Below are 15,494 nucleotides of genomic sequence, written 5' to 3' on the forward strand. Positions count from 1 at the left end.
TAAGTGGGGCCCCGATCGTTTGCGCGGGGTCTTTTTTTTGGGCTTCCGCCCAAAAGGAAAGCGGGATTTTGCACGAGACCTTGTATCTTTCCTGCATGAGAGAAACGGTTAAACGAATCAAAAGCTTTTGGCTATCGGATGTCAGCTTCGTGGCACTTCTGCTTTTGTTATTGCTTTTTTGTTTTATCATCCCCATTTTTTTAGAGAGTGGCCATTTAAGTGAGATTGGCTTTAATGGGCTACTCGTCGGGCTCTTTCTGCTGAGCGTGCTCTCCGCCTCGGGGGCGCAGATGCGTACGTTTGCGCTTTTGTTACTTGTGGCGCATATCACCCTAAAAATCATCCGATTTTCCGACGGGCCGCTATCTTTTGCCCTTGTCGAGCGTATCGTGGGGGTGGCGAATTTGCTATTATTTATCTTTTTAAACTTGCGCCTGCTTTTTCGCGATCAGGAGGCGAACGCCTACCGCATCATCGGGGCGGTGAATGTGTACCTGCTCTTGGGGATGTTCGGGGCCTTTACCTTAGAGATTTTAGCCCTTACCCACGGCGAGGTGCTTCAGGGGGAGATAATTTTTCAAAAGAGTGACTTAGATTTCGGCATATACATTTATTACAGCATGGTATCTCTGAGCACGGTAGGTTACGGAGACATCGTCCCCTCGCATATCAGCTCTAAAATGCTTTCAAGCTTCTTGTCTACCGTGGGCATTTTATATCCAGCCGTGGTGATCGCACAGTTGGTTTCGCTTAATGTAACCCGGAAAACCACTGAATAAGTGCTGCCGCTGAAACGTGATATTCACCTCAAATAAAATTCAATGCCGGATTGCGCGGGCTTTTGGTAATTTAGTGCAGACTAAATGATACGCTATGTTCAAACGATTTATGCCCATCCTTCTGTCGGCGCTCCTGCTGGCAGGAACTGTGCACGCACAAGAGAAACGTGAAATTAAAGTAGAGTCCGCCGTGGAGACGAGCGGAGAGGTCACCATTAATGGAACACGGGTGCCGTATAAGGCCACAGCGGGCACTATGCCGGTCTGGAATGATGCCGGAGAGCCTATCGCCTCGCTTTTTTATACCTATTATGAGCGCACAGATGTGCAAAACAAGGCAGAGCGCCCGATCGTCTTTTCCTTTAATGGAGGTCCAGGCTCGGGCTCCCTATGGATGCACTTGGCCTATACAGGCCCTTATGTGCTTAATATCGACGATGAAGGCTATCCGCTGCAGCCCTATGGCGTGAAGAAAAACCCACATTCTATCTTAGATGTGGCAGACATCATTTTTATCGACCCGGTGAATACCGGGTACAGCCGCATCGTGGATAAAGACACGCCGCGCAGCACGTTCTTTGGGGTGAACGCGGACATTCGCTACCTCGCAGATTGGGTGAAATCTTTCGTCACGCGCCAAAACCGCTGGCAGTCGCCTAAGTACCTTATCGGTGAAAGCTATGGCACTACCCGCGTATCAGGCTTGGCTTATGCCCTCCAAAATTCCCACTGGATGTACTTAAATGGAGTGATTTTAGTTTCTCCTACTGGACTGGGCTTGGATAGAAGCGGTGCAGTGATGCAGGCCAACTACCTGCCCTACTATGCGGCCACGGCTTGGTATCATGAGGCCTTAGCTCCTGAGCTGCAGGCGAAAGATCTGGAGGCGGATCTCCTTCCTGAAGTGGAGGCTTACACACTGGATGTGGTGCTTCCGGCTATCGCTAAGGGGGGCTCACTGCCTGCAGCAGAGCGGAATAAAATCGCTGAAAAAATGGCTTATTACTCTGGATTGAGTAAGGATGTGATCTTGCAGCATGCGCTCGCAGTGCCCACTAGTTTTTACTGGAAGGAATTGCTTCGCGATCGAGGCTTGACCGTGGGCCGTCTGGACAGCCGCTACCGAGGTGTGGATCGCACAGATGCTGGACAAGCGTATGATTATGATCCTGCGCTGACGGCTTGGAACCACGCTTTCAGCCCAGCGATGAACTACTACGCGAAAAACATTTTGAAGTACAATACCGACCTGACCTATTACCTCTTCGGCCCAGTAAATCCATGGGACCGCAGTGGCGATAACACAGGGATGCAGCTGGCGCAGGCCATGCTTCAAAATCCTTACCTGCATGTCCTCACCCAAAGTGGCTACTACGACGGGGGTACGGATTATTTTAACGCCAAGTATAACCACTGGGCGATGGATCCGGCAGGCAAACTGCAGGATCGCTTAGAGTTTAAAGGCTATCGCAGCGGACACATGATGTACTTACGTGCGGAGGACTTGAAAAATGCGAACGATGATGTGCGTGACTTTATCAAGCGCACGATTCCGGCGAAGGATGCTCCAGCGAAGTACTGGGAAGTTCAGAAGTGATTTTTGGGCCTAGGCCCAAAGTAAAATAAGGGAAACTCCCTCGGTCATGCGTCGGGGGAGTTTTCTGTTTAATAACCTTTAACAGCTGATTTTACGTAAGCCAAAAGAAAAGCGTAATTTTACAGGGTGAAGCATTCTTTACTTATTTTCTTCCTTTTCGGCCTCCTCGGGCTGGGGCTCTTGCCGGTGACGGGGGTGGCGCAGACCATCTCAGGAAACATCGTCGATGGTCTGGACCGCAGTTATGTGGAGGGGGTGACCGTGGTCAATCTCAGCCGTGGGGACTCGGCTCAGACGAATGCGCGTGGGTATTTTCGACTTAAAGGGCAAAGCGGGGATCGCATCGCCTGGTCGAAGCCGAACTGGATCGGGCAGGAAATGGAAGTTGGGGAGGAGCGTCATCTCCTGCTGGAAATTTACTTGAATGCACGCACGCTACCCACCTTCGATGTGTATGGGGATTATTTTAAGTACAACATGGACTACGAGTTCCAGCCCATGATGCGCGGGCTTTCCGATCGGCCAGCGGGACCAGGGAAAATCTACTCTGGATTGGCAGATAATCCCGGCTTGATGCCCGGCCTGACCATCGACGGTCCTATCTCTTACTTCATGAAAAGCGAGCGCTATAAGCGGCAGTATCGGCGCAAAATGGAATTCCGTGCCCGTCAGCAGCCCTATCTGGACCTTATTCAGTCCGATTCGGTGCGTAATCGCCTGATTTTAGAATTTAATTTGACCGAAAAAGAGTATGACAGCTTGGTGGTGGAATTTAATTGGGAAAACCGCAGCCATCAGTTTGCGGACCTGCCGGCAAGCACGGTGAGCCGTATGCTCTATGAGTTTTTCCGTTCTTATGCGTGGCGGCGGCAGTATGATCCACCGCGCCGCTACCGCTGAGATGAAAATTTTTCGCCCACGCTGTATGGGAAGGGCTGAGGGTTTAGGCTTGGGTTTAGGCTTAGGCTTTGCGCTTAAAAGACCAAGTGACGTAAAATTTCGCGACTTCCTGTCCGGCAGGGTTCTTTCCTGTGCTGACCGTGGTAATGGTTCCAGAGGCACCGGGCTGCAGGCTGTCCACCAGTGTAGCCACCTCCTCTCCCTGTTCGCAGGTAAAGTGGATGCGGGCATCGGCTTTTTTATAGTACTCTGCGCGAAAATCCACGACCAGCATGCTGAATTTCCCTTTGCCCGCTAGGGCGAGCTGACACAGTGCTCCCGTACTCAGTTCGGCGGCTCCCGCTAGCGCGGCAAAATAAATGCTCTTAAAGGGATTCTGTGTTCGCCATGTAAAAGGGATGCTAACCACACACTTCTCTCCGTCTAGGGATTCGATTTTAAGTTTCCAAAAAAGTGCTGAGGGAAGTTTGCTGAGCATGGCCAGCTTAAAAATGAAGGGCGAGGTCATTTTTTTCCGGTAGGATGCTGCCGCGGGGTTTAATTCTCGGGTGCTGGGGGTGATTTTTTCTGCCATAGCGTTTCGATCGTAGTTTAACTCCTTATCTTTGTATATACTAAAGATACTCAAAAATATGATTTGAGTTTCATCATGGCACTTTTTTTGGGTGCTGTCAACTAAAAATCAACCACCATGTACAAGAAAATTTTGCTCTTTTTTACGCTGGGGCTATTCGTTTATGCCTGCGCGAAGGTTCCTTTAACCGGTCGGCGGCAGCTAGCGGCCATCCCGAACTCGGAAATTTTACCGATGTCCTTCGAACAGTACAAGCAGGTGAAGCAGGGGGAGCGTCTGGTCACCAACACTGAGCAGGGCCAAATGGTCGTACGTGTCGGAAATCGTATGGCGAAAGCCGTGGAGCAGTACCTCATCGAGCAGGGCTTCGAAAATGAGCTAAAAGGCTTTGATTGGGAGTTCCACTTGATCGAAAGCGATCAGATTAATGCTTGGTGTATGCCTGGCGGCAAAGTGGCTTTTTATACGGGGATTTTGCCTATTTGCCGCGATGAGGCGGGCGTGGCCGTGGTGATGGGGCATGAAATCGCGCATGCAGTGGCCAGCCACGGGCGTGAGCGTATGTCTAATGCCCTGGCCCTTAATGGGCTTGTAGGTGGCCTTTCTGTGGCCATGGGAGAGCGTCCTAACTTGACGAAAAACCTGTTTCTACAGTCAGTCGGTTATGCGGGTGAGCTCGGCATGCTGCGCTTTTCACGGCGTCATGAGTTGGAAGCGGACAAGCTGGGGCTGACGTTTATGGCATTAGCAGGATACGATCCACGTGAGGCGCCTGTGTTTTGGGAACGCATGGATCAGGCCACTGCAGGTGGCGGACGTCCACCAGAGTTTTTGTCCACGCACCCAGGGCCAGACCGTCGCATCGATCAGCTGAATAGAGAGATGAGTAAGGCGATGGAATATTATAATAGAAGCCAGCAGTAAGCGGAAGTGCTGTTTTTCTAATCAGTACCGAAAAAAGGCCTAGCATTACTGTTAGGCCTTTTTTTAATGCTATCCATTTCCTACTTATCGCGCCATTCGCAAGTTTTTCTGATGTATACTTGCTTTAAGCGGTGGCATACCTCGCCCTCTGCGAGGCAGTATTTCCAGGTTTTGCGCGCTTAGGTGTTTACCGTGTATGCATTTAGCGCTGATTAAAGCTGCGCAGTTTTACCTGAGTAAATTTACGCTTCGTGTCCAAAGGAAAATCTCCCTTCATCATCCAGTCGTAATAAGAAGGCTCTTCTTTCAGCACCTGCGTGATGGGCTTCCCCTTATGCTTACCAAAATTAAAGCATTCTTCGCCCTTTTCATTAAAAATAAAGCGGCCTGCCAGGTCCACCATTTTTTCGTTGATCAGATCATGCACCTTACGCATATCATTTACGATGACTCCGCGCGTATTCCCGAGCAGATCCGTCACCTCTTCTCCTTCGTATCGGGCGATTTGAGCTTTAAACACTTCATAGGTGGCTAAGGTATCGGCCTCTGCGGAGTGCGCATTTTTCAGGTCTTGGCCGCAGTAAAACTTGTAGGCAGCCGTCAGATTACGCTTTTCCATCATGTGGAAATTTTCTGCGCATCCAGCAGATTACGTTTCTCGATGTCAAAATCAATGCCTGCACGTAGAAATTCTTCCACCAGCAGCGGAATATCGTATTTCAGCACATTAAACCCGGCCAAGTCGGCTCCTTGGAAAAACTGGTTCAGCTCCTGTGCGAGCTCTTTAAAGGTGGGTGCATCCTTCACATCTGCATCTGAAATGCCATGAATCAGCGTCACTTCCGCCGGAATCGGGATGGTCGGATTCACCTTATGCGTTAAAATCTCCTCCTTGCCATTCGGATGCACTTTTACGATCGAAATCTCCACGATTCTGTCCGTCGAAATGTTAGTTCCTGTGGCTTCTAAATCAAAAAATGCAATAGGGGTTCTTAAGTTCAAGTTCATGCGTTTGCTTGTCGAATTTTCTCTACTAAAGGCGCTAATTCCATGTCATCAAAATTCCCTGAGCTCATCAGGAGTAAATTGCTGTTAGAATAATCGCGACCTGCAAGGTACGTAAATAAGTCGTCTTTAGTGGTAAATAAACGAATATCTTTCCGCTTAAAACCGTTTCGCAGGGTCTCCTCAGACATCAGCTGCAGGCGTTTTAAGGCCACCGCTTTCGGATTCATGTAGAGGATGGCTTCGTCGGCGGCATCCATGGTATGCGCATAGTTGGGCAGGAAGTCCTCATTTAAGCTGCTATAGGTATGCAGCTCCTGAACAGCCAGCAGGCGACGCTCGGGAAACTGTCCCTTCACCGCTTCCACGGTCGCTTGTAATTTAGAGGGTGCGTGCGCGAAGTCCCGTATGAGGAGAGCATCTGGGCCTTCGGCTAAAATCTCCTGTCGTTTGGCGGCGCCCTTAAAGTCGGCGATGGCGCTGTAGAAGTCTGCGGTCGATACGCCTAGGGCAGCGGCCAGGGCCTGAGCTCCAGCTAGATTTTGCATATTATGCGCCCCGAAAATGGCGATAGCCGTCTCGCCCTCAGCATGGAGCAGGTGTGTCGTGCCGGCCGCGATGCGATGCGGATGTGTGTTGTAGGTATGCAGCTGGCCGCCTCGTTCGGCAAATTGCGCGGCGAGCGCCATCACCTCCTCATCGCCTTCGAATGCGTACAGGTGGGTAGTTGTGGGCAGGCCCTCTAGCAAGAGCGAAAACTGGCGGCGATAGTCCGCGAAGGTGGGAAATACATTAAAATGATCCCAAGCGATGCCACTTAGGAGTACATGATGGGGATGGTAATGTAAAAACTTCGGACGGGGGTCAAGGGGAGAGGTGAGGTATTCGTCCCCTTCGATGACGATGAGGGGTGCGTCGCTGAGCTGCACCATCCGCTGGAACCCTTCGAGCTGGGCGCCGACGAGGTAGTCGAAGGCGATGCCCTGGCGGCGGAGCACATGCAGGAGCATGGCGGTGATGGTGGTCTTGCCATGGCTGCCACTGATCACTACGCGCAGTTTATCCCGCGACTGCTCGTAGACGAATTCAGGGAAGCTGTAAACCGGGATGCTCAGCGCCTTAGCGGCGAGGAGTTCCGGATTATCTGCGCGGGCATGCATGCCGAGGATAACCCCTTTCAGCTCGGCATGAATTTTTTCTGGAAACCAGCCTTTGGCCTCCGGCAAAAGCCCCGCCGCGGCCAATCTGCTACGGGAAGGTTCGTAAATTTCATCATCGGAGCCACTGACCTGATGGCCTTTGGCATGCATCTCTAGGCTAAGTTGTGCATCACCGCGCCCCCTACGGCGATAAAATGGAAGTCTGTCGTCTTGTTCATGCGCTATGCGGATTCACCTGCAAGTAAACAAGAATTTGGCAGGTGCGGAAATGCCCTCACCACAAATACTTTGCCGCAGGCCCATAAATAAAAAGTGGGAGGAGGGCGTCCCGGCGGTTCCTGTTTTCCTGCGCAGAGATTTCGATGCCCAGCGGGCTCAGCATCAGGGCTGTGTATAACTCGTGTAAAAATTGTTAATAAAGTCTGTCTGAAAGCGTTTACTTTTGTACTATGATAAATGAGGAGAGCCAAAAACGAACAACAGCTGCACGCAGGAAGTCGCCCTTTACCGGAACTCAGGTAAATACGGGAAAAATTCCCCCGCAGGCGGTAGAGTTGGAGGAGGCGGTGCTCGGGGCGCTGATGTTAGAAAAGGATGCGCTGACCGAGGTGGTGGATATTTTAAAGCCGGAAAGTTTTTATAAAGATGCGCACAAGGCCATTTATACGGCGATTTTAGATCTCTTTTCGGAGAGCTCGCCGATCGACCTGCTGACGGTGACCAACCAGCTGCGGAAGAGCGGGCAGTTGGAAATCGCAGGGGGGGCTTTTAAGGTGGCCGAGCTGACCTCTAAGGTTTCTTCGGCGGCCAATATCGAGTACCATGCGCGGATCATCACCGAGCAGGCGATGAAGCGAGAGATGATCAGCATCGCCTCGGAAATTCAGCGCGATGCCTTCGAGGAGACGACGGATGTATTCGAGCTATTAGATAAAATGGAGCAAAGCCTCTTCGAGATTTCGGAGAAAAATATCCGCAAGAATTATTCGGATATGCGCTCGATCATGAAGGAGGCGATTTTAGAACTGGAGGCCAAAAAGGGCCAAAAGGATGGCCTCACCGGAGTTCCCAGTGGTTTTACAGCCTTGGATCGCGTGACTTCGGGTTGGCAAAAATCGGATTTGGTTATCATCGCGGCGCGTCCTGCTATGGGGAAGACGGCATTCGTGCTGTCGACCTTGCGGAATGCCGCCGTGGATCATCAGCGTCCGGTGGTGATATTTTCTTTAGAGATGAGCTCGGTACAGCTGGTGAATCGATTGATTTCTGCGGAGGCGGAGCTGGATTCTGAAAAGATTAAGAAGGGGACGCTCGCGGATTACGAGTGGGAGCAGCTGGTACATAAGACGTCGAAGTTGGCGAAGGCACCGCTTTTCGTGGACGACACACCGGCACTTTCTGTGCTGGAGCTGCGGGCTAAATGCCGCAAATTGAAGGCGCAGCACGATATTCAGATGATTGTAATCGATTACTTGCAGCTGATGTCTGGGGACAGCAAGAACAGCGGGGGAAATCGTGAGCAGGAGATTGCGTCCATTTCGCGGGCGCTGAAAAAAATCGCCAAGGAGCTGAGTGTGCCCGTTATCGCGCTGTCGCAGCTTTCACGCGCCGTAGAAACACGAGGGGGGGACAAGCGTCCGCAGCTCTCCGATCTTCGGGAATCGGGTGCCATCGAGCAGGATGCGGATATGGTGATGTTCCTTTACCGACCAGAATATTACGGTATCACCGAAGATGAGGGCATGTCCACCGCAGGGGTGGGTGAGGTGATTATCGCCAAGCACCGAAATGGTTCGCTGGAGACGGTGAAGTTGCGTTTTATCGGTAAATACACCAAGTTCGCCGATTTAGATTTGAATGTACCCTATCAGCCCAGTGAGGCGCTGTACGGAAATAAATTCCCTACCGGTTCGGGCGGGGGCGGAAATTTCGAGTCAGGCGGCATGATCCGCCTGCAGAGTAAGGCTAACGGGGAGGATTTACCCGGAGGTGATGAGCCGGCTCCTTTTTAAGGGCCGTTTTTTTTGGCGCCAGCCACTAGGAAAGGGCTGATCCTATCGAAAAAAAATGGAAACAAATTGCCGACGCCTAGACTTTTAAATGTATATTTCCCTACGTAATTTGTCCATAAACATGAAAATACAAGGAATCGTTTTAGATCGGGAGAAATCCGATAAGATAGAGCTTCGAGAGGTAGCGTTGCCTTTACTAGGTCCTACCGAGGTGCGCGTGGCCCTGAAGGCGGCGGCACTAAATCACCGCGACGAATGGTGCCGGCAGGGGCTTTACCCTGGGCTGGCTGATGGGGTCATCTTGGGCTCCGATGGTGCGGGCGTCGTAGAGGCTGTGGGCGCTACGGTGGACCCGCACTGGGTTGGTAAAGAAGTGATTATCAATCCGGCCTTGGACTGGGGTGCTGATGAGGGTGCGCAGCAAAAATCTTTTAGTATTCTCGGGATGCCTCGACACGGGACCTTGGCCACGCATGTGCAGGTGGATCAAAACCGGCTACATGAAAAGCCCGAACATCTCTCGTGGGAGGCGGCGGCAGCACTTCCGCTGGCAGGTTTGACGGCGTACCGTGCGCTGATGGTGCAGGGCGGCTGTGTAGCAGGTGAGCAGGTCCTTGTCACGGGTTTTGGGGGAGGAGTGGCGCAGTTTGCTGCCCAATTCGCCCTAGCGGCTGGCGCTATCGTTTCCACCAGCTCCAGCAGCACAGAGAAATTAGCCAAAGCCCGTGAGGTAGGGGTGCAGCATACCTTTCAGTACACGGATGAGCAGTGGGTGAAAGCGGCTCTAGCGGAGACAGAGGGCTATCATCTGATCATCGATTCGGCTATGGGTGATACCTTGGCACAGCTGATAAAAGTGGCCAGACCAGGTGGTCGCCTCGTTTTTTACGGTGCCACACGCGGTAATCCTTCTGGTTTTGATGCCCGCAAGGTGTTTTGGAGCCAGTTAAAGTTGATCGGCAGCACGATGGGCTCCGATGCGGATTTCTCGGCGATGCTGGACTTTGTGCGGGAGCACCGCATACAGCCGGTCGTAGACCAGGTGTTCGGCATGGAGGAAGCGGTGGAGGCCTTCGAGCGGATGAAGGCCGGTGCCCAGCTAGGAAAAATCGTTATTCGTACTCGAAGATAAAGTTTTGGAAGGCCTGCTTGAGTTCTCGCAGGGCATGTGCATCGCCTTGGCTTTCGGCTAGGGCGATGCCTCTTTCGTAGGTGCTGCGGGCTTCGGCCAGGGCATCTGCCTCAGCTAGGCTGGCGGCGGCGTGAAAATAGGTGGGCAGGTAATCGGGGAAGTCGCGCAGTAGCAGACGAAAAGTCTCCAGCGCCTCTTCTTCCCGCTGTAAGCTGCGGTATTCCAGTGCTAAGGCATAGTAATTAAAAGGCTCGGCAGGCTCTGCTGCGATAAAAGTGTGAAGTTGTTCGAGTCGGTTCATGGCATGTGCTATCGGGAGGTGGCTACTGCATCAGGCAGGCGCCCTTTCGGGCAAAGGTACCTAATTTTCAGCCTTCCTTCTGAAAAAAAGTACCAAAGGGCTTAAAATCAAAAGAAGGTACCGCGATACGGTGCTGAAGAGAAGTGATTCCCTATAAAATTTGTTTTCTAAGGTAGAATTCTAAAAAATAATTTGCGGCAACTTTGGGTAAATCCCGCGGCATTTGTTATTTTTGAAGTACTTGTTGGAAAACGAAACATAGAAATTGAGTTTCCGTTTTATCTTTAGGGCGAAATGCCTTTGCAGGTGAAGTTTAACAATAAACCACTATTTCATGAAAATTTTAGTTTGTATAACGCACGTTCCGGATACGACATCCAAAATTCAGTTTACGGATAACAACACGAAATTCGATAAGACGGGTGTACAGTTTATCATTGGCCCGTATGACGATTATGCCTAGCGCGGGCGGTGGAGTTAAAGGAGCAGACTGGTGGTAGCGTGACCGTACTGCATGTGGGAGAAGCTGACGCGGACCCTACGTTAAGAAAAGCATTAGCGATCGGCGCAGATGATGCCATTCGTGTGAATGCGTTTCCGAAAGATTCGCTTTTCGTGGCGGAGCAGATCGCGGCCATCGCGAAGCAAAACAACTATGACCTCATCCTCATGGGTCGTGAGTCGATCGACTTTAACGGCGGTATGGTGCACGGGATGGTCGGTGAGCTACTCGGGCTTCCTTCTATTTCTCCGGTGATGAAGCTGGATATCGAGGGCAGCACCGCCAAGATGGCACGTGAGATCGAGGGCGGTAAGGAGCAGTTAGAGGCGCAGCTGCCGCTAGTGCTTGGCTGCCAGGAGCCGATAGCCGAGTGGAAAATCCCGAACATGCGTGGCATTATGTCTGCACGTACCAAGCCGCTTCAGGTGGTGGAGCCAAGTTCCGACACGGTAGCTTCTTCTGTCCTGCAGTATGAGTTGCCTCCGGCAAAGGGTGCGGTGAAGCTCATCGACGCAGATCAGGTAGAAGAGCTGGTAAGGCTCTTGAAAAACGAAGCAAAAGTTCTTTAATCAACCCATAATAATCCAGAAATCATGGCAATTTTAGTATATATCGAGCATGCGGATGGCGCTGTAAAGAAGACTTCTTTAGAGGCGGTATCGTATGCCAAAGCATTGACGGAAAAAACAGGTGAGGGTGACGTTATCGCCATCGCCTTAGGAAGCATTAGTGCGGATGCACTGGCCGAAGCAGGTACTGCAGGTGCTAGCAGCGTAAAGCATGTGGCGGATGAAAATTTAAATGCAGGGGTGATCCAAGCGCATGCAGATGCAGTGGCGCAGGTAGCGAAATCTCTGGATGCTAAAACCTTAGTATTAGCGAAATCGTCTCTCGGCGATGCCGTGGCGGCACGACTAGCGATCAAGTTAGACGCTGCACTCGTTTCGAATGTAACGGAGCTGCCTGACCTTTCAGATGGATATCGCGTGAAGCGAAGCATTTACACCGGAAAAGCCTTTGCGGTAACCGCAGTAGAAAAGGAGAACAAAATTCTGGCGGTAAAGAAAAACGCTATCGATTTAGCCACTGATGGCGCTCCGGCTACAGTGGAGACAGTGGATCTGAGCCTAGATGATGCACTTTTCGCGGCTAAAATCACAGCCACAGATAAGGCGGAGGGTGATATCTTACTACCTGAGGCCGATATCGTGGTGTCCGGTGGACGTGGCCTGAAAGGTCCGGAAAACTGGCATATGATCGAGGATCTCGCCAAGTCCCTCGGTGCGGCTACAGGTTGTTCGAAACCCGTTTCCGATATCGGTTGGAGACCACATCATGAGCACGTAGGACAGACTGGTGTAAAAGTTGCGCCAACTTTATACGTGGCTGTTGGAATTTCGGGTGCTATTCAACATCTTGCAGGCGTAAATTCATCGAAGTATATTGTAGTTATCAACAAAGATCCTGAGGCACCTTTCTTTAAGGCAGCGGATTATGGGATAGTGGGTGACGCTTTCGATGTTTTACCGAAACTAAAACAGGCACTCGAAGCAGCAAAATAACGAATCGTGGATAACGCAGTAGCTTTAGAAATAGTAGGGGTATCAACAAACAACAGCCAGTCTGGCTCATTTACATTGGTTTTAAAGGAGGTGGGTTCGCACATTCGTCTTCCTATCGTGATCGGTTTAAATGAGGCGCAGGCCATCGCGATCGAGCTGGATCATATCGTGCCGAACCGGCCGATGACGCATGATTTATTTCGGTCATTTGCGGCGGCTTTTCAGTACAAAGTAGATCATGTGTTGATAACAGACCTTTCTGAGGGGGTTTTTTTCAGCAAGATCGTCTGTACGAAAGACGGCAAAACGTATGAGATCGATTCCCGTCCTTCTGATGCTGTGGCCATAGCGGTGCGCTTTAATGCGCAGATATACTGCGTGAAAAAGGTGCTTTCCGAGGCGGGCGTAGAGGTCGTCGACGAGGGCGAACCAGAGTCCACTGTACGTCCTAAGCGTTCGCGTGCGAGCAGTGCGAAACCAAAATCTGGCTTCTCCGATTTTAGCTTGGATAAGTTGAATCAAATGCTCGAAGATGCGCTGAAGAAGGAGGACTATGAAAAAGCGGCGAAAATCCGTGATGAATTGAATAGACGACAGGGCTAAACATAGGTTTCAGCACTTCGATTTAGAACTCCCATAGTAGGTTTTCACCTAGCTGTGGGAGTTTTCATTTTTTTCGTTAGGTAAAGCGGTATAATTTAGGGTTTTCATGTCCTAAATTCGCTGAATTATGGCTATAATTCGCGCTTATTCTGTAATTTTAGCCCTTTGATTTACATCGGGTTTTTTCTTTGGCCCGGCAGGGCCGCCCGATACAGCTAGAAGGAAATAAATGGACCTAGTACGAGGACTGATTGGCATCGTGGTGCTTTTAGGCGTCGCCTTGTTGTTTTCATCGAATAAGCGCGCCGTAGACTGGCGTTTAGTAGGGATAGGCGTGGTGCTCCAAGTGATTTTTGGGGTGCTCATCACTCAAGTAGGCTTTGTGGCGCAGTTGTTCGCAGGTTTATCGGGTGGCTTTGTGAAGTTTTTAAGCTTCTCCGCTGAGGGGGCGCAGTTTATTTTTGGCGATCTGGCCACGAATAGCTACGGCTTTATATTTGCCTTTCAGGTACTGCCTACCATCATTTTTTTCTCTACAGTTTCGGCAGGGCTCTATTACCTCGGGGTGCTCCAAAAAGTGGTTTTTGGAATCGCTTGGATCATGTCCCGCACCATGCGCCTCTCCGGAGCGGAGAGTCTGTCAGCCGCAGGAAACATCTTTCTTGGCCAGACCGAAGCCCCTCTTTTGGTTCGACCCTTCATTCCTACGATGAATCGTTCAGAGTTGATGTGCCTCATGACTGGAGGGATGGCCACCATCGCGGGTGGCGTGCTGGCGGGTTATGTGGCCTTCCTAGGAGGGGATTCGCTCGAGGAGCAAAGCCGCTTTGCTGCCTACCTGCTCGGTGCTTCTATCATGAATGCGCCTGCTGCGATCGTAATGGCTAAAATTATGATTCCGCTCGAAAAAGGGAGTCCTGTAAATGATCGTCTCGAGGTCAACCAAGAGAATATGGGTGTAAACCTTATCGACGCTATGTCGATCGGGGCTTCAGAGGGCCTTAAATTAGCTCTAAATGTGGGAGGTATGCTGCTGGCTTTTATCGCGGTTATCGCTGCGATCAACTACCTACTCTCGGGACTTATCGGGGAGTGGACAGGGCTAAACGCTTGGGTGTTGAGCTCCACGAATGGCGCCTTCCAAGGTTTTTCCTTAGAGTATTTACTGGGTCAGATCTTTCGTGTTTTCGCTTGGGTAATCGGCGTAGAATGGCAGGATACCTTACAGGTGGGCTCTCTGCTGGGGCAGAAAACAGTTATTAATGAATTCGTGGCCTATCTCAGCTTAGCGGATATGAAGGCAGCGGATAGCTTGAACCCCAAGTCTGTGGTTATCGCGACCTATGCCTTATGTGGCTTTTCGAATTTCAGCTCGATCGCGATTCAAGTCGGCGGAATTGGCTCCATCGCCCCCAGCCAGCAGGGGAACCTCTCCAAACTGGGCATGCGCGCGCTCTTAGCTGCTACTTTAGCGTGTATGATGACAGCTACCGTAGCGGGGGCACTTATCGCTTAAAAGAGCGAATACGTTGGCCTAAAGGCCAAAAAAAACCTGGAGCAAACGCGGTTCACGCTAGGCTCCAGGTTTTTTTGTTCATGCGTAGGTTCACTAGGCTTGGAAGCGTTCCGGTGACTGCGCATTTATACATTAAGGAGGACTTAGACCTCTTCTGTAATCACGATTTTTTCGATTTTATCGCCTTGACGGATGGCGTCGATGACTTCTAGGCCTTCGAAAACCTTTCCAAAGCAGGTGTGGTTACGGTCCAGATGGCTGGTGTTGTCTCTGCTGTGGCAAATGAAAAACTGGCTTCCACCTGTATTTCTACCGGCATGTGCCATGGAGAGCACTCCTCTATCATGGTATTGGTTGTCACCGGTTAGCTCACAGGGAATCGTGTAGCCTGGCCCACCTCTGCCATCGCCATTTGGGCAGCCGCCCTGCACGACGAAGTTGGGGATCACACGGTGAAAGGTAAGCCCATCGTAAAATCCGGATTCGGACAGATTGATAAAGTTTTCCACGGCCTTTGGTGCATCTTTTTCATAGAAGCGCACTTTCATCAGGCCTTTGGCGGTATGTATTTCTGCGATTTTCATACAATTAAATTTTGTGCAAATTTAGGCTATTTTTCATCCTTGCGAAGCGTTTTTTGGGAAAACTCTCCGGAATGTCCCTGGCCACGATCGGATTAAATTACTACAGGGTAGCTCGAATGGGTAGCTCATGCAACGTACCTCAGAACAGGAGGTGCTGGCACGCCGCCATTTTACGCAAATAAGAGCGCTACTCCGTGTCGAAGTAGGCGCTTTTTAGTGGATGCATGCACCCTTTAATGCTTACTTTTGGTAAGGCCAAAAAATGGAATTACAGTTAATTACTTTTCGGTGCTTCCGGCAAGATGATCCGCGTCTCGCACCAGCTGCATATTTCTCGAAGTTT

At 50.9% G+C, this 15,494-nt stretch carries 13 protein-coding genes and 2 pseudogenes; 10 read left to right on the forward strand and 5 right to left on the reverse strand.

Annotated elements, in window-relative coordinates; translation table 11 throughout:
- Positions 1-95 precede the first annotated feature (95 nt).
- The 3 genes from A3SI_RS04050 (at position 96) to A3SI_RS04060 (ending at position 3,276) form a co-directional block, all read left to right on the forward strand.
- On the forward strand, positions 96-779 hold the full coding sequence (locus A3SI_RS04050; RefSeq protein WP_040670072.1) for a potassium channel family protein: 684 nt from the start codon (positions 96-98) through the stop codon (positions 777-779).
- Between the two features lie 94 nt (positions 780-873).
- The gene (locus A3SI_RS04055; protein WP_169315088.1) at positions 874-2,376 is read left to right on the forward strand and encodes a S10 family peptidase; all 1,503 of its coding nucleotides are present in this window, start codon (positions 874-876) and stop codon (positions 2,374-2,376) included.
- Between the two features lie 126 nt (positions 2,377-2,502).
- Positions 2,503-3,276, forward strand: a complete 774-nt coding sequence (locus tag A3SI_RS04060; RefSeq protein ID WP_009053760.1) for a peptidase associated/transthyretin-like domain-containing protein — start codon at positions 2,503-2,505, stop codon at positions 3,274-3,276.
- Between the two features lie 61 nt (positions 3,277-3,337).
- Here A3SI_RS04060 and A3SI_RS04065 read toward each other — a convergent pair whose 3' ends face one another.
- Positions 3,338-3,850 (reverse strand): DUF4442 domain-containing protein, encoded by a 513-nt coding sequence (locus A3SI_RS04065; protein WP_009053761.1) that lies wholly within the window; start codon positions 3,848-3,850, stop codon positions 3,338-3,340.
- A 117-nt stretch (positions 3,851-3,967) separates the two neighbouring features.
- Between A3SI_RS04065 and A3SI_RS04070 the strand changes: the two genes are divergently transcribed.
- Entirely contained in the window at positions 3,968-4,774 is an 807-nt protein-coding gene (locus A3SI_RS04070; RefSeq protein WP_009053762.1) for a M48 family metallopeptidase, read from the forward strand.
- Between the two features lie 202 nt (positions 4,775-4,976).
- Here A3SI_RS04070 and A3SI_RS04075 read toward each other — a convergent pair.
- Together A3SI_RS04075 and A3SI_RS04080 are read right to left on the reverse strand one after the other, a co-directional pair.
- Positions 4,977-5,782: pseudogene (locus tag A3SI_RS04075) on the reverse strand (exonuclease domain-containing protein).
- Positions 5,779-7,089, reverse strand: coding sequence for a UDP-N-acetylmuramate--L-alanine ligase (locus A3SI_RS04080; protein ID WP_009053763.1), 1,311 nt, complete (start codon positions 7,087-7,089; stop codon positions 5,779-5,781). Before A3SI_RS04080 ends, A3SI_RS04075 begins: the two are co-directional and overlap by 4 nt.
- 299 nt (positions 7,090-7,388) lie before the next feature.
- Here A3SI_RS04080 and dnaB point away from each other — a divergent pair, with 299 nt between their 5' ends.
- Together dnaB and A3SI_RS04090 are read left to right on the forward strand one after the other, a co-directional pair.
- Positions 7,389-8,951 (forward strand): replicative DNA helicase, encoded by a 1,563-nt coding sequence (gene dnaB / locus A3SI_RS04085; protein WP_009053764.1) that lies wholly within the window; start codon positions 7,389-7,391, stop codon positions 8,949-8,951.
- A gap of 127 nt (positions 8,952-9,078) precedes the next feature.
- On the forward strand, positions 9,079-10,083 hold the full coding sequence (locus A3SI_RS04090; RefSeq protein WP_040670113.1) for a zinc-binding dehydrogenase: 1,005 nt from the start codon (positions 9,079-9,081) through the stop codon (positions 10,081-10,083).
- Here A3SI_RS04090 and A3SI_RS04095 read toward each other — a convergent pair.
- A complete protein-coding gene (locus A3SI_RS04095) occupies positions 10,064-10,384 on the reverse strand; it encodes a hypothetical protein (RefSeq protein WP_009053766.1) in 321 nt (106 codons plus the stop codon). The two genes, A3SI_RS04090 and A3SI_RS04095, sit on opposite strands and share 20 nt — an antisense overlap.
- 334 nt (positions 10,385-10,718) lie before the next feature.
- Between A3SI_RS04095 and A3SI_RS04100 the strand changes: the two are divergent.
- From A3SI_RS04100 to A3SI_RS04115, 4 genes and pseudogenes are all read left to right on the forward strand, one after another.
- Positions 10,719-11,455 (forward strand): annotated as a pseudogene (locus A3SI_RS04100) (electron transfer flavoprotein subunit beta/FixA family protein).
- Between the two features lie 24 nt (positions 11,456-11,479).
- Positions 11,480-12,448, forward strand: coding sequence for an electron transfer flavoprotein subunit alpha/FixB family protein (locus tag A3SI_RS04105; RefSeq protein ID WP_009053768.1), 969 nt, complete (start codon positions 11,480-11,482; stop codon positions 12,446-12,448).
- A gap of 6 nt (positions 12,449-12,454) precedes the next feature.
- Positions 12,455-13,051: a bifunctional nuclease family protein gene (locus A3SI_RS04110; protein ID WP_040670075.1), complete on the forward strand. Its 597-nt coding sequence runs from the start codon at positions 12,455-12,457 to the stop codon at positions 13,049-13,051.
- A 229-nt stretch (positions 13,052-13,280) separates the two neighbouring features.
- A complete protein-coding gene (locus A3SI_RS04115) occupies positions 13,281-14,567 on the forward strand; it encodes a NupC/NupG family nucleoside CNT transporter (protein WP_009053770.1) in 1,287 nt (428 codons plus the stop codon).
- A gap of 143 nt (positions 14,568-14,710) precedes the next feature.
- Here A3SI_RS04115 and A3SI_RS04120 read toward each other — a convergent pair whose 3' ends face one another.
- On the reverse strand, positions 14,711-15,151 hold the full coding sequence (locus A3SI_RS04120; RefSeq protein WP_009053771.1) for a peptidylprolyl isomerase: 441 nt from the start codon (positions 15,149-15,151) through the stop codon (positions 14,711-14,713).
- Positions 15,152-15,494 lie beyond the last annotated feature (343 nt).

Source organism: Nitritalea halalkaliphila LW7 (genome assembly GCF_000265075.1).
GTDB classification, from domain to species: Bacteria; Bacteroidota; Bacteroidia; order Cytophagales; family Cyclobacteriaceae; genus Nitritalea; species Nitritalea halalkaliphila.

Bases quoted from the DNA above. Each gene is read 5' to 3' on its own strand.
- A3SI_RS04120 (WP_009053771.1), bottom strand. From the start codon at position 15,151: ATGAAAATCGCAGAAATACATACCGCCAAAGGCCTGATGAAAGTGCGC.
- A3SI_RS04080 (WP_009053763.1), bottom strand. From the start codon at position 7,089: ATGCATGCCAAAGGCCATCAGGTCAGTGGCTCCGATGATGAAATTTAC.
- A3SI_RS04115 (WP_009053770.1), top strand. From the start codon at position 13,281: ATGGACCTAGTACGAGGACTGATTGGCATCGTGGTGCTTTTAGGCGTC.
- A3SI_RS04095 (WP_009053766.1), bottom strand. From the start codon at position 10,384: ATGAACCGACTCGAACAACTTCACACTTTTATCGCAGCAGAGCCTGCC.
- A3SI_RS04055 (WP_169315088.1), top strand. From the start codon at position 874: ATGTTCAAACGATTTATGCCCATCCTTCTGTCGGCGCTCCTGCTGGCA.
- A3SI_RS04065 (WP_009053761.1), bottom strand. From the start codon at position 3,850: ATGGCAGAAAAAATCACCCCCAGCACCCGAGAATTAAACCCCGCGGCA.
- A3SI_RS04050 (WP_040670072.1), top strand. From the start codon at position 96: ATGAGAGAAACGGTTAAACGAATCAAAAGCTTTTGGCTATCGGATGTC.
- A3SI_RS04070 (WP_009053762.1), top strand. From the start codon at position 3,968: ATGTACAAGAAAATTTTGCTCTTTTTTACGCTGGGGCTATTCGTTTAT.
- A3SI_RS04105 (WP_009053768.1), top strand. From the start codon at position 11,480: ATGGCAATTTTAGTATATATCGAGCATGCGGATGGCGCTGTAAAGAAG.
- dnaB (WP_009053764.1), top strand. From the start codon at position 7,389: ATGATAAATGAGGAGAGCCAAAAACGAACAACAGCTGCACGCAGGAAG.